General features: G+C 72.8%; 21 protein-coding genes and 4 tRNA genes. 12 read left to right on the top strand and 13 right to left on the bottom strand.

Annotated elements, in window-relative coordinates; translation table 11 throughout:
• Window positions 1-95: 95 nt before the first annotated feature.
• Complete coding sequence (locus C5507_RS01720) at window positions 96-1,466, top strand: peptidoglycan DD-metalloendopeptidase family protein (RefSeq protein ID WP_104526815.1); 1,371 nt, start codon at window positions 96-98, stop codon at window positions 1,464-1,466.
• A gap of 72 nt (window positions 1,467-1,538) precedes the next feature.
• Here the strand turns inward: C5507_RS01720 and C5507_RS22050 are convergent, their stop codons facing one another.
• Entirely contained in the window at window positions 1,539-2,024 is a 486-nt protein-coding gene (locus C5507_RS22050) for a hypothetical protein (protein ID WP_130504271.1), read from the bottom strand.
• A 59-nt stretch (window positions 2,025-2,083) separates the two neighbouring features.
• Here C5507_RS22050 and C5507_RS01705 point away from each other — a divergent pair, with 59 nt between their 5' ends.
• The 3 genes from C5507_RS01705 to mftG are packed head-to-tail and all read left to right on the top strand — an operon-like array spanning window position 2,084 to window position 5,776.
• On the top strand, window positions 2,084-2,953 hold the full coding sequence (locus tag C5507_RS01705; protein ID WP_104526929.1) for an MBL fold metallo-hydrolase: 870 nt from the start codon (window positions 2,084-2,086) through the stop codon (window positions 2,951-2,953).
• The gene (locus C5507_RS01700) at window positions 2,950-4,263 is read left to right on the top strand and encodes a class I adenylate-forming enzyme family protein (RefSeq protein ID WP_104526812.1); all 1,314 of its coding nucleotides are present in this window, start codon (window positions 2,950-2,952) and stop codon (window positions 4,261-4,263) included. Before C5507_RS01705 ends, C5507_RS01700 begins: the two co-directional genes overlap by 4 nt.
• Window positions 4,256-5,776 carry a mycofactocin dehydrogenase MftG gene (mftG, locus tag C5507_RS01695; protein ID WP_104526811.1) on the top strand — a complete coding sequence of 507 codons (1,521 nt, stop codon included), beginning with the start codon at window positions 4,256-4,258 and terminating at the stop codon, window positions 5,774-5,776. Before C5507_RS01700 ends, mftG begins: the two co-directional genes overlap by 8 nt.
• Window positions 5,777-5,789: 13 nt before the next feature.
• On the opposite strand, the gene C5507_RS01690 is transcribed toward mftG, so the two are convergent.
• Window positions 5,790-6,008: a hypothetical protein gene (locus C5507_RS01690; RefSeq protein ID WP_104526810.1), complete on the bottom strand. Its 219-nt coding sequence runs from the start codon at window positions 6,006-6,008 to the stop codon at window positions 5,790-5,792.
• Window positions 6,009-6,230: 222 nt separating this feature from the next.
• On the opposite strand from C5507_RS01690, the gene C5507_RS01685 reads away from it, so the two are divergent.
• A complete protein-coding gene (locus C5507_RS01685; RefSeq protein WP_104526809.1) occupies window positions 6,231-6,917 on the top strand; it encodes a phosphodiesterase in 687 nt (228 codons plus the stop codon).
• Between the two features lie 163 nt (window positions 6,918-7,080).
• Complete coding sequence (locus C5507_RS01680) at window positions 7,081-8,118, top strand: glycosyltransferase (RefSeq protein ID WP_104526808.1); 1,038 nt, start codon at window positions 7,081-7,083, stop codon at window positions 8,116-8,118.
• A 48-nt stretch (window positions 8,119-8,166) separates the two neighbouring features.
• Here C5507_RS01680 and C5507_RS01675 read toward each other — a convergent pair.
• From C5507_RS01675 to C5507_RS01665, 3 genes are all read right to left on the bottom strand, one after another.
• Window positions 8,167-8,240 (bottom strand) — tRNA-Phe (locus C5507_RS01675).
• Between the two features lie 23 nt (window positions 8,241-8,263).
• Window positions 8,264-8,337: transfer RNA gene (locus C5507_RS01670), tRNA-Asp, on the bottom strand.
• A gap of 16 nt (window positions 8,338-8,353) precedes the next feature.
• Window positions 8,354-8,426 (bottom strand) — tRNA-Glu (locus C5507_RS01665).
• An 82-nt stretch (window positions 8,427-8,508) separates the two neighbouring features.
• On the opposite strand from C5507_RS01665, the gene C5507_RS01660 reads away from it, so the two are divergent.
• Window positions 8,509-9,132 (top strand): AMIN-like domain-containing (lipo)protein, encoded by a 624-nt coding sequence (locus C5507_RS01660; RefSeq protein WP_104526807.1) that lies wholly within the window; start codon window positions 8,509-8,511, stop codon window positions 9,130-9,132.
• A gap of 25 nt (window positions 9,133-9,157) precedes the next feature.
• Here the strand turns inward: C5507_RS01660 and C5507_RS01655 are convergent, their stop codons facing one another.
• From C5507_RS01655 to C5507_RS01645, 3 genes are read right to left on the bottom strand one after another with little or no spacing between them, the layout of a single operon-like run.
• Entirely contained in the window at window positions 9,158-9,478 is a 321-nt protein-coding gene (locus C5507_RS01655; RefSeq protein ID WP_104526806.1) for a hypothetical protein, read from the bottom strand.
• Between the two features lie 23 nt (window positions 9,479-9,501).
• The gene (locus tag C5507_RS01650) at window positions 9,502-11,046 is read right to left on the bottom strand and encodes a metallophosphoesterase family protein (protein WP_104526805.1); all 1,545 of its coding nucleotides are present in this window, start codon (window positions 11,044-11,046) and stop codon (window positions 9,502-9,504) included.
• A gap of 46 nt (window positions 11,047-11,092) precedes the next feature.
• Window positions 11,093-11,611 (bottom strand): GtrA family protein, encoded by a 519-nt coding sequence (locus tag C5507_RS01645; protein ID WP_158657456.1) that lies wholly within the window; start codon window positions 11,609-11,611, stop codon window positions 11,093-11,095.
• A 189-nt stretch (window positions 11,612-11,800) separates the two neighbouring features.
• Here C5507_RS01645 and C5507_RS01640 point away from each other — a divergent pair, with 189 nt between their 5' ends.
• Window positions 11,801-12,676 carry a Rieske (2Fe-2S) protein gene (locus tag C5507_RS01640; protein ID WP_104526803.1) on the top strand — a complete coding sequence of 292 codons (876 nt, stop codon included), beginning with the start codon at window positions 11,801-11,803 and terminating at the stop codon, window positions 12,674-12,676.
• A 42-nt stretch (window positions 12,677-12,718) separates the two neighbouring features.
• A complete protein-coding gene (locus tag C5507_RS01635) occupies window positions 12,719-13,588 on the top strand; it encodes a hypothetical protein (RefSeq protein WP_104526802.1) in 870 nt (289 codons plus the stop codon).
• A 427-nt stretch (window positions 13,589-14,015) separates the two neighbouring features.
• Here the strand turns inward: C5507_RS01635 and mqo are convergent, their stop codons facing one another.
• Both mqo and C5507_RS01625 read right to left on the bottom strand, forming a co-directional pair.
• Window positions 14,016-15,518: a malate dehydrogenase (quinone) gene (gene mqo, locus C5507_RS01630; RefSeq protein WP_104526801.1), complete on the bottom strand. Its 1,503-nt coding sequence runs from the start codon at window positions 15,516-15,518 to the stop codon at window positions 14,016-14,018.
• A 188-nt stretch (window positions 15,519-15,706) separates the two neighbouring features.
• On the bottom strand, window positions 15,707-16,597 hold the full coding sequence (locus tag C5507_RS01625; RefSeq protein WP_104526800.1) for a LysR family transcriptional regulator ArgP: 891 nt from the start codon (window positions 16,595-16,597) through the stop codon (window positions 15,707-15,709).
• A 71-nt stretch (window positions 16,598-16,668) separates the two neighbouring features.
• On the opposite strand from C5507_RS01625, the gene C5507_RS01620 reads away from it, so the two are divergent.
• Together C5507_RS01620 and C5507_RS01615 are read left to right on the top strand one after the other, a co-directional pair.
• On the top strand, window positions 16,669-17,301 hold the full coding sequence (locus tag C5507_RS01620) for a LysE/ArgO family amino acid transporter (protein WP_104526799.1): 633 nt from the start codon (window positions 16,669-16,671) through the stop codon (window positions 17,299-17,301).
• A 106-nt stretch (window positions 17,302-17,407) separates the two neighbouring features.
• A tRNA-Lys gene (locus C5507_RS01615) sits at window positions 17,408-17,480 on the top strand.
• 140 nt (window positions 17,481-17,620) lie between these two features.
• On the opposite strand, the gene C5507_RS01610 is transcribed toward C5507_RS01615, so the two are convergent.
• Genes C5507_RS01610 through C5507_RS01600 form a run of 3 tightly spaced genes read right to left on the bottom strand, consistent with a single transcriptional unit; the run spans window position 17,621 to window position 20,453 of the window.
• The gene (locus C5507_RS01610; protein ID WP_242611197.1) at window positions 17,621-17,857 is read right to left on the bottom strand and encodes a helix-turn-helix domain-containing protein; all 237 of its coding nucleotides are present in this window, start codon (window positions 17,855-17,857) and stop codon (window positions 17,621-17,623) included.
• Window positions 17,858-17,907: 50 nt separating this feature from the next.
• The gene (locus C5507_RS01605; RefSeq protein ID WP_104526798.1) at window positions 17,908-18,564 is read right to left on the bottom strand and encodes an RDD family protein; all 657 of its coding nucleotides are present in this window, start codon (window positions 18,562-18,564) and stop codon (window positions 17,908-17,910) included.
• Window positions 18,561-20,453 carry a type IV secretory system conjugative DNA transfer family protein gene (locus C5507_RS01600; protein WP_130504270.1) on the bottom strand — a complete coding sequence of 631 codons (1,893 nt, stop codon included), beginning with the start codon at window positions 20,451-20,453 and terminating at the stop codon, window positions 18,561-18,563. The genes C5507_RS01605 and C5507_RS01600 overlap by 4 nt, the downstream gene beginning before the upstream one ends.
• A gap of 567 nt (window positions 20,454-21,020) precedes the next feature.
• Between C5507_RS01600 and mobF the strand changes: the two genes are divergently transcribed.
• On the top strand, window positions 21,021-25,205 hold the full coding sequence (mobF, locus tag C5507_RS01595; RefSeq protein ID WP_104526796.1) for a MobF family relaxase: 4,185 nt from the start codon (window positions 21,021-21,023) through the stop codon (window positions 25,203-25,205).
• Window positions 25,206-25,225: the final 20 nt, after the last annotated feature.

The raw sequence follows: 25,225 nt of genomic DNA, 5'->3' as shown, positions 1-25,225 counted from the left end.
GCGGCACGTGTTCCGCGTGTTGCCTTTGTGACAGCTGGTGACGGTGCGACTCTCGCTGGGCTCAACGCCCCACCCTCTTCCCCAGGGAGCGAGTCATGCACCAGCGCCGTCCGACCGGACCGCTGACCCCGTGGGCCGGCATCCGCCGGCGTGTCACGCGCCGCTCGTCCCGTGCCCTGCGCGCCACCCTCGCCGGGGTGGCGGTCGGCGCCGTCCTCCTGGGCACCGCGTCACCGGCGGGAGCCCTGCCGCCACCTCCGCCGAACCCCACCGACAGCCAGCTGGGTGCGGCCCAGGGCAGCAAGGACGCCGCCGCCGCGGAGGTGGGCCGGCTCCTCGGGCTGCTCGCCGGCGCCGAGGCCGAGCTGGAGCGGGTCGGCGTCCAGGCCGAGGCCGCCGGCACCGCCTACGAGGCGGCCAAGGAGGCGCTGGAGATGGCGCAGGCCGCGGCCGCGCAGGCCGCCGCGGATCTGCAGGCGGCGGCCGACGAGGTCGCCAGGGCCGAGGCGCGCATCGCGCTGTTCTCCCGTGACAGCTACATGCAGGGCTCCACGCTGGCCAGCTCCGCGGCGCTGCTCGACGCCCGGGGACCGGCCGAGCTGATCCAGCGCGCCGCGATGCTGGACTACGTCGCGCAGAACGAGCTCGACGTGCTCGGCACGCTGGAGGTCGCCAAGATCCGGCAGGCGAACGCCGAGTCCACGGCCCGCGCCGCCCGGGACGAGCGGGCCGCCGCCGAGGCGTCGGCGGAGGAGACCAAGGCAGCGGCCGACGCCCAGCTCGCGGCGCAGCAGGCCGCCTACGCGGAGGTCGACGCCCAGAAGGCGGCGTACGAGGAGCAGCTGAAGGCCGCGGAGATCCACCTGCTCGAGCTGCAGGGGGCACGCAACGCGCACGACCAGTGGGTGGCCCAGAAGGAGGCCGAGGAGGCCGCGGCGCGGGCAGCGGCCGAGCGCGCAGCCCGGGAGGCCGAGGCCGCGGCGGCAGCCGCGCGCGCCGACTCCGGCGGCGGCGATGGGTCCGAGGGCAGCAGCGGCGGCGGTGGGCAGGCCGCCTCCGGCTACGCGAAGCCGACGTCGGGCCGGGTGTCCAGCTGCTACGGCTGGCGGTGGGGCGCCCTGCACGGCGGCGTGGACATCGCCGCCCCGCTCGGGACGCCGATCTACTCGGCCACCGACGGCGTCGTGCGCCGGGCCGGTCCGGCCACCGGCTTCGGCCTCGCCGTCTACGTCGAGGGCGACGACGGCTCGGTCACCGTGTACGGCCACATCAACCGCTACTTCGTCAGCGAGGGCGAGCGCGTCGCGGCGGGGGAGCAGATCGCGCAGGTCGGCAACCGCGGCCAGTCGACCGGACCCCACCTGCACTTCGAGGTCCACCCGAACGGGGCCATGTACGGCGGGCAGGTCGACCCGGTGCCGTGGCTGAACGCCCGTGGGATCTACCTCGGCGGCTGCGGCGGCTGAAGAAGGACCCCCTGCCCCCCAGCGCTCGCACGCTCGCGCCGGGCCCCTGCAGGGGGGCGTTCCAGACGCGCGCTAGCCGCCCGGCGTGGCGGTGCCGGTCGGGACGTCGATGCCGCAGCCGTCGCGCAGGTAGTCCTCGACGTTGGTCGAGGCGGTCGCCAGCCCCTGCTGCACCGGGGTGAGCTGCTGCTCCAGGGTGGCCAGGGCGTCCGGGTCCTGGAAGTCGATGCCGGCGATGGCCTCGGAGAACCGCTGCGCCCCGTCGGCCAGCGCGTTCCAGTCCGCCTCGATCTCCTCGGGCGCATCGATCGCCCGGATCTCGTCGGCTGCCTGCCGCAGGACCTGGGGGAGCTCCGTCGGATCGGACACACCGTTGGCCGTGGCCCCCAGCCGCTCCTGGATGCTGGCGGCCTGCGTGCAGAACTGCGACCTCGCTGCCGCGGTGGTCGGTGTGCCGGTCGCAGAGCTCCCCCCGTCGGAGCCTCCGCAAGCGGTCAGCAGGGTGAGCGCTGCGGCCACGGACAGGCCGGTGCGGTATGCGGAGAGGGAACGGCGCATGCCCGGCAGGCTAGCCACCGGGGGCGCGGAGAGGTGGCAGCGACGCTAGCGTGCGGGCCGTGACCGCGCTGCCCGATCCCCGCACCGGCTGGGGCCTGCCCGCCCTGGGTGCCCTGCCGCGCACCGCCGACCTCGAGCCCCTGGTCACCCGGGTGCTGGCGCCCAACCCCTCGCCGATGACGCTCGACGGCACGAACACCTACGTCGTCGGTGCGCCGGGCAACGGGCAGGCGGTGCTCGTCGACCCCGGGCCGGACGACGCTGCGCACCTCGCCGCCGTGGAGGCCGCGCTCGGGGCGCGGGGTGCCCGCTGCGTCGCCGTCCTCGTCACCCATCATCACGGGGACCACGCGGAGGCGGCCCTGCCCTGGGGGCAGCGCTTCGGCGCGCCCGTGGCCGCGGGCAGCCCCGCGGTCGCCGGCCCCGGCGGGCGGGTGCTGGAACCGGGGGAGCGGCTGTCCCTGGCCGGGACGGCGATCGACGTCGTCGCCACCCCCGGGCACACGGCCGACCACCTCGCGTTCCGGCTGGAGTCCGGCGCCGTGCTGGTCGGTGACCACGTGCTGGGCCGGGGGACGTCGGTGGTCACGCACCCGGAGGGCGACGTCGTGGCCTACCTGGAGTCGCTGCGCCGCGTCCACGACCTGGGCCCCAGCGCGCTGTACTGCGGGCACGGCCCCGAGCTGACCGAGGACCCCGGCGCGGTGCTCGACTTCTACCTGGCCCACCGGGCGCAGCGGGAGCAGCAGCTGCTGGACGCCCTGGCGGCGGGCGCCGCCACCGTGGACCAGCTCGTCGCCACCGTCTATGCGCAGGTGCCGCGCGAGGTGTGGCCGGCGGCGGCCCAGTCCACCCGCGCCACGCTGGACAAGCTCGCCGTCGAGGGCCGCGTCGTGCTGGGCCCGGCGGAGAGGGTGCGCACGGCATGAGCGACGTCCCGCTGGTCACCAGCGCGGGGAGCGAGCGCGACCAGCGGCGCGCGGCCGCCTCGCTCACCGCCGCCGGTCTGCGCTCCGGTGACCGGCTGCTGGTCTCGGCGACGGCGTCACCGGAGCTGCTGGCGGTCGTGCTCGGCGCCCTGCGCACGGGCATCGTGCCGGTCGTGCTGGACCCGGCGCTGCCCGCCGACGAGCGCGCCGCGCTGGCCGAGGACGCCGACCCGGGGCTGGACGTGGGCGCGGACCCGGCTCGCCTGCTGGGCGAGGAGGAGGCCGACCTCGCCGACGTGCCGCTGGCCCGGCCGATGCACTACACGTCGGGCACCACCGGGCGGCGCAAGGGCGTCTGGTCCGGCGTGCTGGCGCCGGCCGACGCCCGTGCCCTGGCCGCCGAGGAGATCGAGCTGTGGGGCTTCGGCCCGGGTGACCGGCACCTGGTGCTCTCGCCGCTGCACCACAGCGCGCCGCTGCGCTTCGCCGTCCACGCCCTGCTGGCCGGGGGAGAGGTGCTGCTGCCGGGCGCCTTCGACGTCCACCGGGCCGCGTCGGCGATCAGCACGCTCCGGCCGACCAGCACCTTCTGCGTGCCCACCCACCTGCAGCGGCTGCTCGCGCACGGGGGCGTCGACTGGTCCTGCTTCCGCCGGCTGGTGCACGCCGGCGCACCCTGCCCCGAGCCGCTCAAGCGGGCGGTTCTCGAGGCGCTGCCCGACGGCAGCGTCTGGGAGTTCTACGGCTCCACCGAGGCGCAGTTCACCGTCTGCTCGCCGGAGGACTGGCTGGCCTCCCCCGGCAGCGTGGGCCGGGCCCGGCCGGGCCGGCGGCTGGAGACCGACGAGCGGGGCCAGCTGTGGTGCGCCGTGCCCCGCTGGGCCCGGTTCGAGTACTGGCGGGCTCCGGAGAAGACGGCGGCGGCCTGGCGGGACGACCGGGTGACCGTCGGCGACCTCGGCCGGATCGACGACGACGGCATCGTGTGGCTCGACGGTCGCCGGGAGGACCTGGTCATCTCCGGCGGGGTCAACGTCTATCCGGCGGAGGTGGAGGCCGTCCTCGACGCCCACCCCGGGGTCGTGGAGAGCGCGGTGTTCGGCGTCCCCGACCCCGACTGGGGGCAGCGCGTGGTGGCGGCCTACGTGGGCGACGCCGATCCGGCGGAGCTGACCACCTGGACGCGGGAGCGGCTGGCGCCGACGAAGCGGCCCAAGGCGCTGCACGCGCTGGCCGAGCTGCCGCGCACCTCCACCGGCAAGGTCCGACGCCTGGACCTGCCTGTGGCGCTCGGCCTCGCCGATGGCTGAGGACGGCGGCTGGGACGTCGTCGTGGTGGGGGCCGGGACGGCGGGCTGCGCGCTGGCCGCCCGGCTGGTCGACGCCGGACGGCGGGTGCTGCTGCTCGAGGCCGGCGCCGACCACCCGCGGGCGTCCGACGTCCCCGAGGACCTGCGGGACGCGACGACGCTGCGGGCGGCGGTCCCCGGCCATCCCGCGAACTGGGACCTGCCCGGCCTGCTGCCGGACGGGCGCACCCTCCGGGTGCCCCGCGGGCGGGTCGTCGGTGGATCGAGCGCCACCAACGCCGGGTACTTCATCCGGCCGACGCCGCACGACGCGGCCGGCTGGGCCGCCGCGGGCAACCACCTGTGGGCCTGGGACCGGCTGCTGCCCGCGCTGGTCCGCCTGGAGAGCGACCGCGACGTGGGGGACCGGCCGGGGCACGGCGCCGACGGGCCGGTACCGGTGGCCCGGCCGGCGGGCGGGTCCCCGCTCGCCGACGCGTTCGCGGCCGCGGCCGCGGAGCTCGGGATGCCCGAGGAGCCGGACAAGAACGCCGGCGGCCTCCCGGGGTACGGGCCGGTGCCGCGCAACGTCCTGGACGGCGTGCGGATCAGCGCCGCCGACGCCTACCTCGCCCCGCGCCGCGGGCACCCGGGGCTGGCGGTGCGCGGGGGCGTCCAGGTGCTGCAGGTCCTCCTCGAGCGGGGACGGGCGGTCGGCGTCCGGACGTCGGCCGGCGACGTCCGGGCCGCCGAGGTGGTGCTCTGCGCCGGTGCGGTGGGTTCGCCGCACCTGCTCCTGCTGTCGGGCATCGGTCCGGCGCAGCGGCTGCGGGCGGCCGGCATCGAGGTGCTGGTCGACGCGCCGGGCGTCGGCGAGGGCGGCACCGACCACCCGCTGGTCTACCTGCCGTTCAGCCCGCGCGACGGCGTTCCGGCCGGGCCGGGGGAGGCACCGTTGCACGGCGTCCTGCACACCACGTCCGACGGCGCCACCGTCCCCGGGGACCTGGAGGTGCTGCCCTGGCTGGCGCCCTTCGCCCAGGTCATGACCGGCCGCCCGGCGCCCGGCCGGCCGGTCGAGGTGGGCGTCGGACTGCAGCGCACCGAGGGCACGAGCCGGCTCACCCTGGTCGACGGTGCGCCCGGCAGCTCACCGCTGGTGGAGTACCGGCACCTCGCCGAGGCGGCCGACGCCGCGCGCATGCGTGCCGGGGTCCGGCTGGCGGCGGAACTGCTGGCGGCACGGGCGCTGGGGGAGTTCGGCGAGCCCGCGGAGCTGCCGCGCGACGACGCCGCGCTGGACCGCTGGATCCGGGAGCGGCTGACCACGGCGGTGCACCTGTCCGGGACGGCGCGCATGGGGCCGGAGTCCGACCCCGGGGCGGTGGTCGACCAGGAGCTGCGGGTGCGGGGGGTCGACGGGCTGCGGGTCGCCGACACGGCGGTGCTGCCGCGGGTCCCGAGCCGGGGTCCGGCGGCGACGGCGGTTCTGGTGGGGGAGCGGGGGGCCGAGCTGATGACCGACGGCGGCTGACCGCCGCAGGACATCAGCGGACGGCGGGCATCTCGCTCGTCGTGGAGGCGACGGGTGCCGACCAGGCGTCGGGGTGCGGGCGGCCGGCGTCGGCGGCCCAGACCGGCGTGCGGGTGCCGCCAGGGGTCGTGCGGGTGGCCGTGGCCGGCCGGGCACTGAGGCTCACGATCACGGCCAGCAGCACGAGCAGACCGACCAGCACACCGCCGATGACCAGGAGTGTCGAGAGCATGCACTCAACGTAGGGCGCGGACTGGTCCGTGTCACCCGGCAGATCTTCACCGACATCCCGGTCGACATGCGCACAGTTCGCCCACCGGATCGGCTTCCGTCCCACCGGTAACAGCAGGACTCGCCAGATGGCCCGGAGGCGTGACGCTGCCCACCACCGAGGCCGGTGCATAGCCGTCCGGTCGGTCCGGGTACGCCGCCCGTCCGAGACCTGGAGGACGTCGTGGCGGATCTGGCGGAGCTTGCCGGCAGGGCGGTTGCCGTGCCCCTGGGCGCCGTGGCGCGCTGGCGCGGCGGCAGGCCCATGCACCCGCGCGGGGCGGTCTTCGACGCGGTGCTCGAGCGGCACGGCGCGACGCCGGGACTCGGAGTGCCCTGGCTGGACGAGGTGCGCACCGAGCCGGTCGTGGTGCGGTTGTCCCGTGGAGCCGGGCTGCCCGCGCCGCTGCCCGACGTCCTCGGCCTCGCGATCCGCCTGGGCAGCGACGACGCGCCGGTGGACCTCTTGCTCTCGAGCACGGGCCGCGGTGCCTGGGGCCGGCTGGTACCGCTGCCGCGCATCGGCGCCGAGGTGACCTACGGCTCGATCATGGCGTACTCGTCGGCGGCCGGTCCGATCCGGATCGCGGCGCTGCCCGCCACGTCGGGGGGCTCGTCCGACCCCGGGCCGGTGGCCGGGGCGGCGTCGGACCGGGTGCTGGCGTTCACCCTCGCCGCGGCCGTCGGGAGGGGCGCGTGGCGGCCCTTCGCCCGGCTGTACAGCACCGCTGCGCAGGACCGGCTGGACACCGCTATGCGCTTCGACGCCGTCCGCAACGCGCCGCCCGGGCTGGTGCCGGACGGGCCGCTGGCCCGTTTCCGGGAGCCGTCCTACGCCACTGCCCGCCGGTCCGGCGCCCGAGGTCGGTGACCGGAGCGACACGCCGCCTCACACGATGGAGTTGCTCACGGGTTGGGCGCCGATCCGGCGGGGTAGCGAGCCCAGAACCGGTTCGACCACCAGCCGGGTCCCAGGACGTCGAGCGACACCGTGCTGTCGCGAAGCTCGACCGCACGAGGAGACGCACCGCCGCGTGAGCCCCGCACAACCCCCGGACGCCGGGCTGCCCGAAGGCCTGGGCGCAGGCGTCCGGGTGGTCACCATCCCGCACCGTGATCCCTACGTCGACGCGGTCCTCCCGGACGGCGTGACCCGTCTCGGGGGCGACGACCAGGGCAGCCCCTGGCTCGACATCGCCCACCTGACGGCGCACACCCGCGACCTCGACGTGGTGCACCTGCACGCCGGTCACGGCCACCTGGACGATGCGGCCATGGAGCCGTGGGCGGAGGCGCTGCAGCGCCTCGGCGTCCCGCTGGTCGTCACGGTGCACCAGCTGCGGGATCCTGCGGGCGCGCCGGCCGGGGGGCGCGACGGCGCCGTGGCCGCCGTGCTGGCCACGGCCGAGGTGGTGCTGACGCTGACGCCGGGGGCGGCCGACGACATCGCCGAGCGGTACGGCCGGACCGCCATCGTGGTCGCGCACCCATCGATCTGTGCGGCGGACCCCGAGCTGGGTGCCGAGCGCGGGCTGGTGGGTGTGCGGGTCGGAGAGGCGTCCGCCGCGGTGCCCGACCCGGTCGGGCTGGTGCGGGCGGCGCTCTCCGGTGCGGTGTCCGGTGGCGGGCGGCTGCGCGTGCTCGTCGAGGAGGCGGAGGCGCCCGCCCTGGACCCCGCGATCGTCGAGCTGGCCGACGGCGGCCGGCTCGAGCTGGTCCGCTTCGGTACCGCGGACTGGGTCGCCCAGCTGCAGCAGCTGCACGTCGCCGTCCTCCCCGAGCGGTGCGGCACGCACTCGCGGGACCTGGAGATCTGCCGGGACGTGGGCACGCGGGTGGTGGCGCCGAGCTGTGGCTGGTTCGCCCACCAGTGGTCGGAGGTCGTGACCTACGGCAACGACGACCGCGACGGGCTGGACGCCGTGTCGCTCACCGCGGCGATCGGTGCCTCCCTGGCCCGCCCGATGCCTCGTCCGGCCGACCGGGCCTGGCGGGCCGAGCAGCGGGCCGCCGTGCGGCAGGTGCACGCCGAGGTCTACGCGCAGGTGGCGGCGGACCGCAGCTGGTCCTGAGATGCGACGACGGGCCCGGCGCGTCGCGCCGAGCCCGTTCGCAGAGGGTGGGCAGGGGCGGGGTCGAACCGCCGACCTCTCACTTTTCAGGCGAGCGCTCGTACCAACTGAGCTACCTGCCCCTCCCGGTGGCTCCACCGGAGAGCGACCCTGACGGGACTCGAACCCGCGACCTCCGCCGTGACAGGGCGGCGCGCTAACCAACTGCGCTACAGGGCCTTGCTGTGGTGCATCGTGCCCCCAACGGGGTTCGAACCCGTGCTACCGCCTTGAAAGGGCGGCGTCCTGGACCGCTAGACGATGAGGGCTCTCGTTCGCCGGGGGCAGCGAGAACAATACATGCCCCCGCGCCTCCTCTTACCGGGGGGTTCCAGATGCGAGGCTGGCCCCGTGTCCTCCATTCGACGGCTCGCCCTTCCGGCCCTGCTCGCCTCGCTGACCCTGCTCACCGGCTGTGCCGGGGAGGGGCGTTCCGACACGGCGGCCTCGACGGGTGGAGCGGTCTCCAGCAGCAGCTCGAACTCCAGCGCACCCACCACCGAGGCGGAGAGCGAAGCTCCGGTGTCGAGCTTTCGCGGCGACACCGAGCCGGGCACCGCCGAGCCGTCGGAGGACGCTCGCTTGACCGTCGGTGCTGTTCGCCTGGCGGCCCAGCCGGGGTTCGACCGGGTGGTGTTCGAGCTCGGGGGTGCCGGGTCACCGGGTTGGGACGTCCGGTACGTGGAGGAGGCGACTCAGGATGGCAGCGGCGCCCCCGTGCCGGTGGCCGGCGACGTGATCCTGCAGGTACGCATCTCCGGCGCCGGATATCCCTATGACACCGGCGTCGAGGAATATGCCGCCGAGGCCCCGCTGACCGCTGCCGGTACCGGCAGCGTCACGGAGGTCGTGTTCGCGGGTACGTACGAGGGTGTGACGTCGGCGTTCATCGGAGCTCGGGCCGCGCGGCCGTTCCGGGCATATCTGCTGGAGGGGCCCACGCGCCTGGTCGTCGAGGTCGCCCACGCCGGCTGAGCCGGAGCCCGGTTCACGCTGGCGGTCAGTTCACGCTGGCGGTGAGCTCCACCGAGTCCTCCGTGATGCCGGAGCAGGCCAGCTGCAGCGGGCCTGCGGACACGCTCTCGCCCTCGCCGCAGGAGACGCTGGCACCGCCCACGCTGAGGGTGGCCCTGCCGTCCTGGACCCCGCCGAAGGTGAGCGTGGTGTTCAGGATCTCCGCCTGGGCGCCGTCGCCCGTGAGGGTCACCGAGCAGGACCCTCCCGAGCAGGAGACGTTCTCTGAGGTGAAGGAGCAGCCGGTCAGCAGGAGGCCGCCGGCGAGCAGGCCGCCGGCCAGGCGGGCGGCGCGGGTCGTCGACATGCCCGCAGCCTAGGGCCGCGCGCTCACCCGGGCGGGGAGGAAGGCGCCGAAGGGAGGCCCGTCGTCCCGACGCCCTCCTGCGGGACGCCGTCCTGGGGGACGCTGCCGTCGGTGGTGTCCTCCCCCTCCGCGCTGCCGCCACCGGCGGCGACGGGGAGCAGCGTCCGCTGCACCGTGACGTCGGTCTGGCCCAGACCACCGAGGGTGATCTCGTCGTAGGCCCGCAGGGCCCCGGTGTCCGGGTCCAGGTACAGCACCGTGCAGGTCAGCGGCTCGGGGTACTCGCCCTGCAGGGCGCGCAACCCGGCGCCCCCCGTGGACCCCTGCACCATCAGGCGGGTGCCCCCGTCCAGGACCGACACGTCCCGGTCGTGGGTGTGCCCGGCCAGCACGAGCGGGACGATGCCGTCCAACGGCGGGGCCTGCTTGGGGTCGTGCACCAGCGCCACCGCCGCGGGGGTGTCCAGATCGGCCGCCACCTCGGCCAGCTCCTCGCCGGACTCGATCAGGACCTCGGGGCCGGCGTCGTCGTCGCCGGTGCTCTTGTCGGGGGTGAACCGGGGGTCGGGGGTCCCGACGATCCGGATGCCGGCGACGGTGACGTCCGAGTCGTCCAGCACGGTGACGTTCGGTTGCGCCGCCAGCAGGGCCGCGGTGACGGCGGAGTCGTGATTGCCCCGGATGAAGACGTAGGGCACCTCGAGGTCGCTCACGGACGGGAGCAGGCGGTTCTCCGGCTCGCTCCCCCAGTCGGTGATGTCGCCGGTGTCCAGGACCCCGTCGACGGCGAACTTCTCGGCCACCTGCTCCATGAGGTCGAAGCCGGCCGGGTTGAGGTGGATGTCGGACACGTGCAGCAGTGCCACCGTGTCGGTCTCCGATGGTGCCGGCAGGGCGGAGAGCGTGGCGTAGAGCGTGCCGACGTTGGACACCAGGTCCTCGAGGGAGGCCCGGTAGGCGTCGAACCGGGCGACGATGTCCTCGGCGCTGCCGATCAGGCTGTTGGCGTTGACCAGGAGGCCGGTGTAGGTCGGCTGGGAGAGCGCCTCGGGGCGCCAGGTGGCCGCCGCGACCGTCCCGGTGCCGGCGAGCACGGCCGTGGTGAGGCCGAGGGCGATCAGCGGCTCCCGGCGGCGGTGGAGCACCGCCCAGGAGGTGAGCGCGCCTCCGGCGAGGGCCCAGAAGGCCGTCAGCCAGACGAGGCGGACGACCGCGCCCTGCAGGTCCTCCGTCACCCGGTCGACGACGCCGGCGAGCTTCACCGGGTCGCTGGCCAGGGCCTGGGCCCGGTCCTGGTCCACCCGCTGGAGGGCGACGTCGAGGCGGAGCGGCCCGTCGTACACGTCGACCGCCAGGGCGCCCAGCGGCGGCACGGACACCTGGGCGCCGCCGCCCGCCGGCCGGAACGCCAGGCTCGCGTCGAACGGCCCGATCGCGGCGTCCGTGCGGGCGAACAGCAGTACGGCGACGAGGGCGCCGCCCAGTGCGAGGCCGATGCGGGCGGCCCACCGGCCGGCCCGGCGGGCGTGGCCGGGCCACGGGGAACGGCGCGGGCTCGGCTCGGTCACCCGGGCAAGGCTATCGCTGACCGGCCCGGTCCTCAGCGCGGCGCGATCAGCCCGAGGTGGTGGCGGGACGGAAGATCCAGCGCAGCGCGAGGAAACGCATCAGCCCGATGAACCCCGTGACGACCGCGACGGTCGCGATCTGCAGGCCGAGGTGCGCGGTCTCGGTCAGCGCCTCCAGCAGGCCCAGTGCCGTGCTCGTCGCCAGCAGACCGAGGACGGTGACGCCGCCGGCCTCCCACTGGGCGGTCAACCAGTGCACGCGCTCCTCGGCCCGGAACGTCCGCCGGCGGTGCAGCTCGTTGGCCAGCACCGTGGAGACGCCCGTCGCCACCAGGTGGGCGGGCAGGTAGCCGCCGCCGCGCAGGGTCACGAACAGGAGGGCGTAGACCGCCGTGGTCACGGCGCCGACGAGCACGAAGCGCAGGAACTGCGCCGTGGTGTCGTCCCGGCCCAGTCGCGTCGTCAGCCGGGGGGCGGTGTCCTGCGCCCATCGCGCCGTGGCCCGGGACAGGTCGCCGAACGCGTCGGCGGCGTGGCCGCGGCGGAGCAGGGACGGGCTGGTCACGGGGATCCTTCGGCAGTCGGACGGGTCGTCGTGGGTGAGCAGGGTCAAGGCTCCTCTCCGGCATAACCCCTGTCACGCCTGAACATGCCGGTCGTCACTGGGATCCACCCGTGTCCTTGCTCACCGTTGCCTGTGAGTCCGCAGCCGCGGTCGTGAGTCGAGCCGCGCGGTCGGGGGTAGGGGGCGGCCATGAGCCTCATGGGTTTCCTGGACCGCATCGCGGACGTGTCGGCCGTCGACAAGGCCATGGAGCCGGCCCGGCGCGCCGTGCAGGGCATGCCCAGCGCCGTGAAGGACGTCCTGCACGGCACCTGGCTGGGGCACCCCCTCCACCCGGTCCTCGTGCAGGTCCCGGTGGGCAGCTGGGTGTCCGCCGGCCTCCTCGACGCCGTTCCGCGGCTGCGGCCGGCCGCCACGGTGCTGATCGGCGCCGGCGTGGCCGCCGCCGTGCCCGCCGCGCTCTCGGGCGCGGCCGACTGGTCGGAGCAGGGGACCGGTGTCCGCCGCCTGGGCGCCCTGCACGCGGTGCTGAACACCGCCGCTCTCGGGCTGTACGTGGGATCGCTGGTCGCGCGCGGCGCGGGGCGCGGCGGCCTCGGTCGGCTGCTGTCCTACGGCGGTCTGGGCCTCGCCGGGAGCTCGGCGGCCATCGGCGGGCACATGTCCTACGCCCAGTCCTCCGGCGCCTCCCACGCGGCGACGGCCGTGCGCGCCCTGTCGACCGACTGGCTCGACCTCGGGCCGCTCGACGACCTGCCGGAGGGGCGCCCGGCGATGCGCTCCGGCAAGGGCGGCAGCATGGCGGTGCCGCTGGCCGTCATCCGTCGCAGCGGGCGGGTCGACGTCTTCGTGGCCGCCTGCTCGCACCTGTCGGGACCGCTCGACGAGGGCACCGTGGAGACCGTGCGTGGCTCGGAGTGCCTGGTCTGCCCGTGGCACGGGTCGGCCTTCGACCTCGACAACGGCGAGCCCCGCCGCGGCCCGGCCGCCAACCCCCAGGAGAAGCTCGAGGTCCGTATGGAGGCGGGCCACGTCATGGCGCGCGTCCCCAGCCGGCACCGCTGAGGCTCTGCCGCCGCGGGCCCGGCGGTCCTAGGCTGCCGGGCCATGCGGCGGCCGGCGGTGCTGGTGGCGCTGCCGTTCGCCCTGGGTTCCTGCGCCACGTCGCCCGGCGCACCGGACGGGGAGCGTGCGTCCTCGCCGTCGTCCTTCTCGACGTCGTCCTCCTCGCCGTCCCTGCCGCCGGCGCCGGGGATCGCCGCCGAGGCGGTGCTGCTGCGCACCGACGAGGCGGTGGGTGGCCGGTTCCAGGTGCGGATCACCGCCACCGGGAACGAGCCGTTCGGCGTGCGGGCGGTGGCGCTCGCGGTGCCCGGCCTCGCCCCGCTGCCGCCCACGCCGGTGACGGCGGAGTTCGTACGCGGCCGGGTGATCGATCTTCCGGCGCCGTACGGCCGGCCGGACTGCGCGGTCGCGCCGGAGCCGGCGGCCGCGCGGCTCGCCGTCGTCCGCGGGGACGGCCCGGCCGAGGAGGTGACCGTGCCGTTGACCGGCGACGTGCCCGCGCGGGTGCACGCCCAGGAGTGCGCGGGCGAGGCGGTTGCCGCGGTGGCCGAACTCGCGGTGACCGTCCTGGAGGCGGGTGAGGAGCAGCTCACCGGGCGGCTCGCGCTGCGCCGCACGGGCGGGGACGAGCCGCTGACGGTCGGGCGCATCGGCCGGAGCGTGCTGGTCGACGTCGAGGCTGGGGAACTGCCCGCACGGCTCGAGGCGGACGCCGGAGCCACGGCCGTGCCCCTCACGTTTCGGCCGGCGACGTGCGAGCCGCACGTGCTCACGGAGACCAAGCAGCCCTACGTCTTCCCGCTGGAGGTCGCGATCGGCGACGCCTCGCCCGTCGTCGTCGACCTGCCGGTGGACGACGCCCTCCGCGTGGCGCTGGGGGACCTCGTGCGACGGGTGTGCGGCGGCGCGTGACGTCCGCCCCGGCAAGAAGCCGGCCCGGCTGCCCCGGGGGGAACGGGTCAGCCGGGCCGGGGTCGTACCCGCCGGGGCGCCGGGGCGCTGGGGCGGACGATGCGGCGGACGGAGGACGTGGTGGAGCATCCGACCGGAACGACGATGACCGTACGTAACCGCCGCAGCCGTCCGCGATCCCCTGAACGGGTGGTCCGGCGGGTGCAGGGGTGACGCCCGGCACACAGTGTGTGCGCCCGAGGGGCCGCTGGGCACGACCGGGTGATGTTCTTCCTCTTCAGCAGCCGGCTCGGCTGCCTGGGTTCGCTCCTGATCTCGGCGCTGCTCACGCTGGTGCTGCTGCTGGTCCTCGACGTGCTGTGACGCGCGGAGGGGCCGGTCCCGGTCGGGACCGGCCCCTCCGCGCGGTGCAGGCAACGCTCTCGCGTCAGCCGTTCAGCTCCAGGGTCTGCATGGTGTCGGCCCGTACCTGGGCCAGCAGCGCGGTGTCGGTGGCCAGCGAGCGGCCGTAGGAGGGGATGGCCTCCTGCAGCAGCGGGCGCCAGGCATCGACGCGCTCGGGGAAGCAGCGCTCCAGCAGGGTGAGCATCGCGGCGACGGCGGTCGAGGCACCGGGGGAGGCGCCCAGCAGGCCGGCGATGCTGCCGTCGCTCCCGACGATCAGCTCGGTGCCGAACTGCAGCACGCCCTTGCCGGTCTTCGGGTCCTGCTTGATGACCTGCACGCGCTGACCGGCGGTGACCATGTCCCAGTCGTCCTGCTCGGCGGTGGGCACGAAGCCGGTCAGGGTCTTGTGCCGGGCGCCGCGGCTCTGGAGGAGCTCGCCGATGAGGTACTTGGTCAGCGCCAGCTCGGTGCGGCCGACCCCGAGCATCGAGCCCAGGTTGTTGGGCTTGACGCTCTTGGGCAGGTCGAACATCGACCCGGCCTTGAGGAACTTGGGCGAGAAGCCCGCGTAGGGGCCGAAGAGCAGCGAGTACTCGCCGTCGATCAGGCGCAGGTCCAGGTGCGGCACCGACATCGGCGGGGCGCCGACGGCCGCCTGGCCGTAGACCTTGGCCTGGTGCCGGCTGACCAGCTCCGGTGAGCGGGTGCGCAGGAACAGGCCGCTGACGGGGAAGCCGCCGAACCCGCGGATCTCGGGGATCGCGGCCTTCTGCAGCAGCGGAAGGGCGCCACCGCCGGCGCCGACGAAGACGAACCGTGCGCGGACGGAGATCTCCTCACCGGAGCCGGTGTCACGGACAGTGACCTTCCACCGGCCGTCGGACTCCTTCTCCAGCTCCTGCACGCGCTGGTCGAGGTAGACGTTGACGCCCTTGGGGGCGACGTCGTCGAGCATGAGGCGGGTGAGCGCGCCGAAGTTCACGTCGGTGCCGGCGTCCGAGCGGGTGGCGGCGACGATCTGCTCGGGGTCGCGGCCCTCCATCATCAGCGGCAGCCACTCGGCCATCGTGGCGTGGTCCTCGGTGTACTGGAGGCCCTCGAACAGCGGCTGGGCGGCGAGCGCGGAGTGCCGGGCGCACATGTAGCTGCGCCCCTTCTCGCCGGTGACGAAGCTCAGGTGCGGGACCGGGGAGATGAAGTCCTTGGGGGAGCCGGTCATCCCGTTGCGCACGAGGTGCGACCAGAACTGGCGGGAGACCTGGAACTGCTCGTTGATGGTGACGGCCTTGGTCGGGTCCACACGGCCGTTCTCGTCGGCAGGCGTGTAGTTGAGCTCGCAGAGGGCGGCGTGCCCGGTGCCGGCGTTGTTCCAGGGGCCGGAGCTCTCGCCCGCGACGGCGCTGCCGGACTCGAAGACGGCGATGCTCCAGTTGGGGGCGACGACCTTCAGCAGCTGGGCGAGCGTCGCGCTCATGATGCCGGCCCCGACGAGTACGACGTCGGGGTTCGCGCTGTCCGGAACTGCGCTGCGCTCGGAAGTCACGTCTGCCTCTCTGGCGGTGCTGGGCGGGGCGCTGCGGCGCCTTCCATCGATGGTCGGCTCACGGGTGCCCCTGCATGTGCCCTGCGGGCTATGAGCTACGTCACCGGTACCCACGTGCGCGACCGATCAAGGATGCACCGCCGGTCGGAAAGCCTGCTCCGGGGGGCGGCGGTGTGGGCACGGTCACGTCATGCGACGGGGTCCAGCTCGCGGCCGGCGCCGGCCAGCACGGCCTCGCGCACCCGGTCGAGGGTGGCCGAGCGGAGCCGCCACTGCTGCCAGTGCAGGACGACGTCCACCGACGCCGCCGGATCGAGGACGACGAGGTGCGCGGCGTCCCCGCGCGCCTGGAGGTCGGGCACCATGCCCCAGCCCAGGCCGAGGGTGACGGCGGCGACGAAGTCCGCCGAGGCGGGGACGAAGTGCGCCGGCGGGGCGGCGTCACGGCCGGCGTGCGCCTGCAGCCAGCGGTGCTGCAGGTCGTCCTTGCGGTCGAAGACGACGACGGGTGCGTGGGCCAGCGCCTCGGGTGTCGGGCCGGCCGGGAACCACCGCCGCGCGAAGGCGGGGGTGGCCATCGGCCGGTACCGCATGCCACCCAGCGGGGTGGAGGTGCAGCCGGGGACCGGATCGGCGTCGGCGGTGACCGCGGCCATGACCGTGCCGGCGCGGAGCAGGGCGCTGGTGTGCTCCTGGTCCTCCCGGTGCAGGTCGAAGCCGACCTCGCCGGCCAGCGGCGCGAGGGCGGGCAGCACCCAGGTGGCCATGGAGTCGGCGTTCACCGCGATCGGCAGGATGGGCACGTGCTCGGGTCCGGCCGGATCCCCGCCGAGCTCGCGGGCGACGTCCGCGGTGAGCAGGTCGACCTGCCGGGCCAGGCGCAGCACCGCCTGGCCGGAGCCGGTGAGCTGCACCGGCTTGGACCGGACGAGCAGGATCCGGCCGGTCGCGACCTCCAGGGCCCGCAGCCGCTGGCTGATCGCCGACGGCGTGACGCGCAGGGCGCGGGCGGCGGCCTCCAGGGTGCCGCCGCGGACGGTGGCGTCCAGCGCGCGCAGCTGGGCGAGGTCGAGGTCCATGAAGCAACGCTAACGCTCGATGAGAATGTTGAGCTGGACTGAGGATCCGGAGGTTCCTAGCGTCTGGACCCGTGCTCACCACTCCGGCGCTGGTCGCCGTCGCCTCGGGGCTGGCCCTGGGCCTGGGGCTGATCGTCGCCATCGGCGCCCAGAACGCCTTCGTCCTGCGGCAGGGGCTCCGCCTCGAGCACGTGGCCGCGGTGGTGGCGGTGTGCGCGCTCTCCGACATCCTGCTCATCGCCGCCGGGGTGCTGGGTGCCGGTGCAGCGCTGTCGCGGGTGCCCTGGCTCATCCCGGTCGTCTGCTTCGCCGGGGCGGCGTTCCTGCTCGCCTACGGGGTCTTCGCCGCGCGGAGGGCGATGCGCCCCGGGGCCCTCCTGCCGGACGCCGGCGGGGTGCGGGCCGGCCTGGCGGCGACCGTCGGCACGTGCCTGGCGCTGACCTGGCTCAACCCGCACGTGTACCTCGACACCGTCGTGCTGCTGGGTTCGATGGCCTCCACCTACGGGGCGCACCGGTGGGAGTTCGCCGCCGGCGCGGCCGTCGGCAGTGCCGTCTGGTTCACCGGCCTGGGTTTCGGTGCCCGGCTGCTCCGGCCGGTGTTCGCCCGTCCGGCGGCCTGGCGCGTGCTCGACGCGACCATCGCCGTCGTCATGGTCGCGCTGGCGGTCTCCCTGGCCGTCCGGGGCGTGGGGGAGCTCTGACGCCGGCGGTGCCGCGTCGGGCCGTGGAGCCGGAGCCCCGGCAGTACCCTTCCCCCGGGTCATGTGGGCCCGGACGTCGCGTCGTCCGGCCGGTCGTCCACGTCCCGGGCCTCTAGCTCAACTGGCAGAGCAGCGGACTTTTAATCCGCGGGTTGTGGGTTCGATTCCCACGGGGCCCACTGAACATGCTGGCCAACGGCAAGTCGTTGGCGGCTAGTCATGGCTGAGAAGGCGTCGTCCCCCATTTTTCTCACGGTTTCGCCACCCGCATGACAGAGGCCCACGGCCGGGAGAGCCGTGAGCCTCTGTCAGTGCAGCGCTAGGTCGTCGGGTCGACCCGGTGGTCCTCGATGAACTTGTCGAGTGTGGCTCGCTCGAAGCGCACCATGTGCCCCACCTTCACGTAGGCGATGCGCTTCTCGAAGACCAGGCGACGCATGTACCGCTCGCCAAAGCCCGTGTACTCGCCAGCAGCCTTGCAGTCCATGAGCACCGGGGAGAGGCGACGCTGGTGGGGGCCAGCCCTTTCCGACGGCGGGGTGCTGGCCTCAGTCATGCCTTGCTCCCCTCGGGCTGGATGGTCATCGACGGTGGGTCGTTCGCGCCCTATGCCATGAGCCGCCACGTCTGCTCCTTCTTAGGCAGCAGCTCAGGGCCGGTGCGTCGGTCAAAGGGAACGAAGACCACGTGGGTCCAGGAGTCAGCCAGCGTCTGATGGCTCTTGGTGAGGAGCACTCGCAGGAGGAGGACCGGCCAGAGCAAGGCGTCGAGGACAGCCAGGACGTCGTGACCGATGAGCCTGGTCCAGTGGACAGCGGCCACGCCGTGCCGGCCTCGAGCGTTGACGGCGTGCACAGGGCGCACACCCATGGCCCAGCAACCCATGCTCACGCCGTCCTCCTCGAAGTTGATCGCGATCGTCATGAGGGCAGCGAAGGCGAACGTCGCCGCCCAGACCTCGAGGGCTGTGAGCGGCACGAATCGGGGCGCCACGATGGACACCGCGGCCACGGGTAGCCCGATGCGACCGAAGAAGTCGATGACGAAGACCCCGAGGCGTTGTAGAGGATTGGCGAGCTTGACCAGGCCGGCATAGCCGTACGTCGGCTCCACCAGCGTCGGCCCCTGTTGGTGCACCTGATCGCTAGCCGAGACCCCCGAGGCGAAGCCGGGCCGTGTTTCGGCATGCCCGTGAGGGTTGTTGTGGGCCGGTTGGCCGAGCGGCTGGGCGTAGAAGTCGTCGTAGTCCTCGGAGCGGGTCACGGCTGGGGCTCCTCGGGCTCGATCGGGTCGTCGCCGGGACGAGAGTCGGTGCTGGCCCCGCCGTCGCCCGCTGGGCCCTCGCTGGCGCCGCCGTCCTGGTCCGGGTCGTCGGGCTCTTGTTCCTCGTCGGGGAACCAGCGATCTTCGGGTGACTCGCCTTGGTCGTAGGCGGCGCCTGCGATCTTCGTGAAGGCGTTGGCCGCTGCGATGTAGCGGTCTAGGAGCTCGTCGCCGTCGCGTTGGGTGATCGCTAGGAGGTAGTTGCCCGCCGAGTCCTTGCGATCCAGCTCGGGGACGGGAAGGAGGAACGCCGGCCCGGTGTCGTGTGCCGAGCGCCTCAGGAACCACTCGAGCGTGGTGACGACCATCCGGGGCCATGGCTTGGATCGGTAAACGGGTGAGGGGTAGATGTACTCGAAGCCCGTCGGCGGCAGCCGGAGCACCGCACCTGGGGCCGAGGGCAGGCCGTCGCGCACCTGGTCGATGGGGACGTGGGGCGTCTCGTGCCACGACTCCGAGATGGACCAGCCGGTCTTGGCGGGATCGGCGCCTCCTGACTGAGTCTGGGTCTCGAACTTCACCCACCGCTTGCCCAAGATGTTCGAAATCGTGCTGAGGGTCTTCTCGTTCTTGATCCCCGGGAAGATCAGCACCTCGTTGTGGAGCGTCAGGAACGTTTCGCCGTCCCGGCCGAAGCGGCTCTCGACTTGGCCAAGGTCCTGGATGCCCGAAGCGATGACCATGCCCTGGTCCACGCACTGGCTGACGATCGAGGGGTAGGCCGGGTCCGGCGCCAGGTTCGTCAGTTCGTCACAGATCAACAGCAGCGGTCGGCGGTCTCGAACGCCGGCCTCGACGTCTTCCTCGTGAAGGCGCCGACAGGCGTCCCAGAACTGGCGAATGATCGTTCGCATGATCGCCTGGGCGTCCTCGGCGTCGCCGGTCGAGGCTGTGATGTAGAGCGTCGGGTACTGGCCGGTAACGGGGACGCCGCTCGGCCTGGTGACACCCATGTTGGCCAGGCCCACTTCGCCGTCTCGTTCGGTGGCGCAGAAGTTCACCTCGTTGCGCCCGCCGCTCACGAAGTCGTAAGGGTCGATGTTCGGCTCCAACGACCGTTCGAGAGTCTCGCCCCGGTCGTAGATGTTCAGCGCCTGACTCGACGTGACCACGATCGAGTCCTTGATCGCTCCGGTCATGGCCGAGAGCGACGTCCACTTCTCAAGCGCGGCGCGAGCGTCGTCGGTATCGGTGTCGCCAAGGATCTGCTCGAGCTCGTCAATAGCCGATTCGACGCCGTTGATGACGCTGAGGACGAAGCGCATGTCCTTGCCCGCAAGCTTTGCGGCAAGGAGCGGCACGGCCATGTAGGCCCCGGCCAGGCTTTCCCAGAACTTCGCGTTGTTCCCTGACTGGGTGTCACGCGTTCCAGCGCCGGCCAGGCCCGCGGCAACACGCTGAGCCCCACCCCAACTGTCGGCCATCTCGATCGGCGACCAGCGTCCCTCAACGGCTCCAGGGATCAACTTTCCGCCAGTGGGATCGAGGTGCCAGATCGTTCCGCCGTAGCGCGCTCGATGCAGCGCTGTTGCATAGGCGAGGTCCGGCTTCACGCTCATGATCACGGCAGGGCCGTTCCAGGCAATTGCCTGGGGAGCCAAGCCTCCATGGGTCTTGTTGACCTTGGGAGCACCGAGCCACAGGACGTTGCGCTCGGGCTCGCTGAAGACTGGCTCGACGTTGCCGGCGACGTCGTGGCGCACTCCGAGCCAGAGGCGCTTCTGTGCCCACGGCCCTGCCAGGTACCGGTCAAGCAGCCCCAGCCACGGGTCCGGGTGCTGGTCGAGCCAGTCGATGCCGTTGAGCTGGTCCACCTGAAGCGTCGTCACGGAAGTCCCCCTGTTGTCCCTGGCCTCGCCGGCGTCGGTGAGCCGGTGGGCCTGTGTCACTCGAACTGATGAGGGACGGGACGCTAGGTACGGCGGGGGGTGGTCCGACAGCAGCCCTCACCCCGGGAGGTGAGGCACGAGGAGGACACGAGGAGGACGAAAAGTTACCGTGCGTAGACGGGGGGCTTACGGATGCGCTCGTGACGACACGGCGTTGGACGGCCGGCGCGGATACAACCGCGCAGGTCCGAGGCACGCTGAAGTCATCTGAGCCTCGCCACGGTGGGTGAGCGGCGGGGCCTGGGCCTCCAGACCGAACCGTTATCGCCGGCGCTACGAGATCCCGGGTTCTTCCACCCGGACGGTGAGCCACGGTTCTGTGGTTCCTCAAGCGGGACTACAGAAAGTGACTCTGTGTAGTGGGTCGCTGACGGCGACCCTGTGACGACTGAGCACTCGTGGCGCCCCGTGCGGCTGCAACTGCGAAGCGCCAAGACCCTCTGGGACTCATGCATTCCAATGTGGGCTGGGTTTTGCGCAGGGCGTCCCCGCCGCTAGCGTCCGGCCATGGGGCAGGTCTCGATCGCAAGCGGATCGACCCCTGACTACTACAAGCGCGAAGTCAAGGAGTCCTTGGAGGCCGCCCGCGAGCGCGGCTACTACTCCAAGGCGGTCGCCTCGGGGGAGCCCCCGGGGGTGTTGCTCGGCCGCGGCTTGGAGGCTCTGGGGCTCACTGTCGGTAGCGAAGTCACCGATGACATCTCCAACCGGGTCTTCGCCAACTTGAGTCATCCGACGACCGGCGAGGCTCTCGGCCGGGCGCAGTCCAACTTCGCCGCCGGCGGCGATCTTGTGCTGCGAGCCGCCCAGCGTCACGGCATCACGGTTCCGGCCGCCGTCGTCGCCGACGCCAAGGACGCCCTTCGGGACACGGACGGCACGCGCCTGGCTGAGTTCACCCGAGCCCGTGCGCTCGACCTCGTGGCGAGCGCTGCGCCGGGCGTCACACCCGAAGAACTGAAGTCGATCGCCGTCGAGGCCACCCGCTCGACGCGGCGCAACGTCAAGTACCTCGACATGACCTACACCTCGGGCAAGGACTGGTCGGTGGCCCATGCTGCCGCCGATGCCGCCGGCGACGACTTCGCCTCGGCGGCATACGAGGAGGCACTGACAGCGGCCACACGGGCCATGGCCGACGTCGCCGAGACGCTCGCCTACACCCGTGTTGGAGCGCATGGCAAGAAGGTCGCCGGGGAGTCGACTGGCAAGCGCATGGCTGCTGACGGATTGGTCGTGGCTGCCTATCGCCACCACACCAACCGAGATGGCGAGATGCACGATCACGCCCATGTGCTTGTGCTGAACCGAGCCCTTGATGCAACGGGCAAGTACCACGCTCTCGACGGCAAGCAGCTCTATGGCGCCGTTCCGTTCCTCGCTGCCGTCGCCAGTCGTGCTCAAGAGTTGGTCGGACGAGACAAGCTGGGTCTTCGCTACGAGAAGAACCCTGATGGAACTCGCCGGATTGCCGCTGTCGAAGAGGGAGTGTGCAAGGACTTCTCAACCCGCAGCGCTTCGATCGAAGCTCGCCTGGACGAGTGGGCGCGGCTCTGGGAAGAGACCAACGGCTTCGCTCCGACTGCTCGCCATCGAGACGCGCAGCACAAGTACATCCAGCGTTCGACTCGCCGCCCCAAGTCCGACAAGCACCTCGTCCGTGAGGACCAGGTGGCGCAGTGGCAGCAGACCTCGCTCAAGGCTCGGGGCGCATCGCTGAGCGAGGTCCACCAGGCGGTTGCCCGGGATGCCCGCCGCTTCTCCGAGGAGGCTCTGGCCGGCGACGCGATCGACCAAGACGCCGTCGTGTCCGAGGCGATCGAGACGCTGACGCAGAAGCGGACCAGCTTCAACGAGCACCACTTGGCGGCCGCCATCGATCAAGCGCTGCCAGCCAACCTTCCCCGAGGCATGACGATCGGTGGCTATCAGGCGCTGCTCGAAGGCCTCGTCGAGAGCGCCTGTGTGCGTTCGGGCATTGAGCGCATCACGCCGCAGAGCGTTATCGACGTCGGCGTGCCAGCAGAGCTCCGGGCACCGGACGGGCGCTCGGTCTACAGCGCACCCCGTGACGCCATCTACGTCGGTGCCGAGCAGCTGGCACGAGAGGAGTACCTGAGCGGGCTTGCCCGCGCCTTCGCTGCCCCGGGGATCGAGCGGGACACCGCCGTCGCTCTTGCCCTCGACGCCGGCCTCTACGAGGACCAGGCGGCGGCCTTCAGCGCCGTGCTCTCGTCTCGGCGAAGCCTTGAGGTGCTCATCGGCCCAGCCGGAACCGGCAAGTCCTACACGGTCGGCCACATCGCGAGCGCGTGGGAGCGGGCCGCCAAGGGTGCTCCGGTCATAGGCCTGGCACTCAGTGAGGCGGCGGCCAAGGTGCTCCGAGCCGAAGGCGTGCAGACCTCATGGAACATCGACGCCTGGCTGGCCGGTATCGGCCGCCTCAGCTCCGGGCGAGCGCGGCCCAGTGACAACGAGATGAGACTCGCGCCCGGGGCCCTCGTCATCGTCGACGAGGCCGGTATGGCCGATACGGCCAAGCTCGCCGCGGTCACGAAGATGGTCGAGGCCGTGGGCGGAAAGGTGCTCCTCACCGGCGACCACCGCCAGATCGCCGCCGTCGAGGCCGGTGGGGTGCTGGCGTTCCTGGCCAGTGACGCTGAGCTGCGCCGAGAGGGCGCCATCAGCGATCTCACCGACGTTCGTCGCTTCAGTGCCAAGTGGGAGCGGGAGGCCTCGCTTCGACTGCGTGATGGCGATGCCTCTGTGCTCGAGCTGTACGACCGCCACGGTCGAGTCGTTGAAGCGGAGAGCCCTGCTGAGGCCATGACCAGGGTCTATGACTCCTGGCTGATCGACACCCTCGAAGGCAAGACGTCGATCATGGTGGCGGCCACGGCCGAGGAAGCAGCATCGCTTGCCATGCGAGCGAGGGCCGAGCTCGTCGAACTTGGCCGTGTCGATCACGCCCGCACCGTCGAGTTGGGCAATGGCGCTCTTGCGTCTGCCGGCGACATCGTTCAGGCCCGGCGGAACAGCCATGGCATCAAGGACCAGCGGGGCCGGCCCCTGGCCAACCGTGACCGCCTGGTCGTCGATGAGGTTCGTAGTGACGGCACGCTGTGGGTGCATCGAGAGGGCGAGGGTCGCCGTCTCACACTGCCGCCCGAGTACGTCGCTGCACATCTGGAGCTGGCCTATGCCGTGACCGCCCACGGCAGTCAGGGCCGCACGGTGGACTCGTCGTATGTGCTGGCCAGCGAGGCGATGACGGCGGAGACGCTCTATGTCGGGCTCACCCGTGGCAAGCACATGAACCAGGTCGTCGTCTCGACAGCGGCCGAGACGCTCGACAATCACCGTCACGGCCCCGAAGTCGAGCGCAGCCCTGCTCTTGCCCTGCTCGGTGAGGTGATGGAGCGCAGCACTGCCCAGCGCTCGGCACTGACCATGAAGCAGGACCTGGCCGAGGCGGCGAAGTCGCTCGCCAAGATCGGCCCCGTTTGGGCTGAGGCCAATGGCCTGTTGGCTCAGCGAGATCAGGTGCGCTACCGCCAGATCGCGGACGTCCTTGGACCCGAGCGTTTGGCTCGCCTCCAAGAGGACCCGACGGCGCCGGCGTTCTGGCAGACGGTGAAGAACACCGAGCTGAGTGGGATCGACCCTGTAGACGCCCTTAAATCGACGCTGGAGGGCCGCGAGGTCGACTCGGGCACCGAGCTAGGTGCTCTGCTCTCTTGGCGCCTCACGGAGCAAAGGCACATGGCCTGGGAGCCCAAGAGGTTGCCCGGAGCGACCGACGGGTTGCCGCCGGCGAGCTACCTCGAGCGCACCGCGGCACCCGAGGCGCTCGCAGACGCTTCCCTCGTCTCCGACGACCTTGGCGCCTACGCCCGGCGTCTGGCCGTGGCCATGGACGAGCGGGTTGCTGAGCTTGGTCGCCGGGTCGGCCAGGACGAACCAGCCTGGGCGGTCCAGCACCTCGGCCCGGTTCCCGCCCCTGGGACGAGCGAACTTGAGGACTGGGAGCGGCGAGCTGGCGTCGTCGAGGCGTATCGAGAGCAGTACGTCGCCGAGTCCAAGAAGGCCAACGTCGCCGATCCGATCGGCCGACGCCCGAGTGTCCTCAAGAGCCCCGACCGCTACGTGGACTGGCGCCTTGCGAACCGGGCGCTCGGGCTCGACCGGAACCCCATGCGGGACGTCTCACGGATGCCCGACGAGTTGCTGCGTCGTGCTGTGAAGGCCTGGCACGACGAGGTGGAGCAAGGGCCCCAGTACGTGCGTCACAAGCTCGACCAGGCCGCCAGAGACGCCCAGAGGGCCCGCAGCCGAGTCGTTCGCCAGCTCGACATGCTGCGTGGACGGGCGCCCCGCCGGCACCTTCAGGCGGCGATCGACGAAGCCGATCAGCTGCAGCGGCGCCAGGAGGAGCTCCAAGAGCAGCAGATCGTTCGAGACGAGTGGTTCGAGCGCATGGCGGAGACCCGCACGACGGCGAGAGAGGCCGAAGCCGAGCTGCTTCGGCGCTACCCCGAAGGCGATGAGGCCCGGACAGCACGCAAGGCTCCCGAAGAGCTCAGCGACCGGGAACGCGTCGCTATGGAGCGTGCTGCCGAGCGCCAGCATCAGCAGCAGGTTCGCCAGCAGCAGCAAACCAACGGCTTGTCCATCGGCGGCATCACTCCTTAGGCGCTCAGACGCTTAGTCGC

Origin of the sequence: Blastococcus saxobsidens (assembly GCF_002938435.1) — a bacterium.
GTDB lineage: Bacteria > Actinomycetota > Actinomycetes > Mycobacteriales > Geodermatophilaceae > Blastococcus > Blastococcus saxobsidens.
This window is presented reverse-complemented; position numbering and strand designations above follow the sequence as displayed.

Bases quoted from the DNA above. Each gene is read 5' to 3' on its own strand.
- C5507_RS01720 (WP_104526815.1), top strand. From the start codon at position 96: ATGCACCAGCGCCGTCCGACCGGACCGCTGACCCCGTGGGCCGGCATC.
- C5507_RS22050 (WP_130504271.1), bottom strand. From the start codon at position 2,024: ATGCGCCGTTCCCTCTCCGCATACCGCACCGGCCTGTCCGTGGCCGCA.
- C5507_RS01700 (WP_104526812.1), top strand. From the start codon at position 2,950: ATGAGCGACGTCCCGCTGGTCACCAGCGCGGGGAGCGAGCGCGACCAG.
- mftG (WP_104526811.1), top strand. From the start codon at position 4,256: ATGGCTGAGGACGGCGGCTGGGACGTCGTCGTGGTGGGGGCCGGGACG.
- C5507_RS01690 (WP_104526810.1), bottom strand. From the start codon at position 6,008: ATGCTCTCGACACTCCTGGTCATCGGCGGTGTGCTGGTCGGTCTGCTC.
- C5507_RS01655 (WP_104526806.1), bottom strand. From the start codon at position 9,478: ATGTCGACGACCCGCGCCGCCCGCCTGGCCGGCGGCCTGCTCGCCGGC.
- C5507_RS01640 (WP_104526803.1), top strand. From the start codon at position 11,801: ATGAGCCTCATGGGTTTCCTGGACCGCATCGCGGACGTGTCGGCCGTC.
- C5507_RS01635 (WP_104526802.1), top strand. From the start codon at position 12,719: ATGCGGCGGCCGGCGGTGCTGGTGGCGCTGCCGTTCGCCCTGGGTTCC.
- C5507_RS01625 (WP_104526800.1), bottom strand. From the start codon at position 16,597: ATGGACCTCGACCTCGCCCAGCTGCGCGCGCTGGACGCCACCGTCCGC.
- C5507_RS01610 (WP_242611197.1), bottom strand. From the start codon at position 17,857: ATGACTGAGGCCAGCACCCCGCCGTCGGAAAGGGCTGGCCCCCACCAG.
- mobF (WP_104526796.1), top strand. From the start codon at position 21,021: ATGGGGCAGGTCTCGATCGCAAGCGGATCGACCCCTGACTACTACAAG.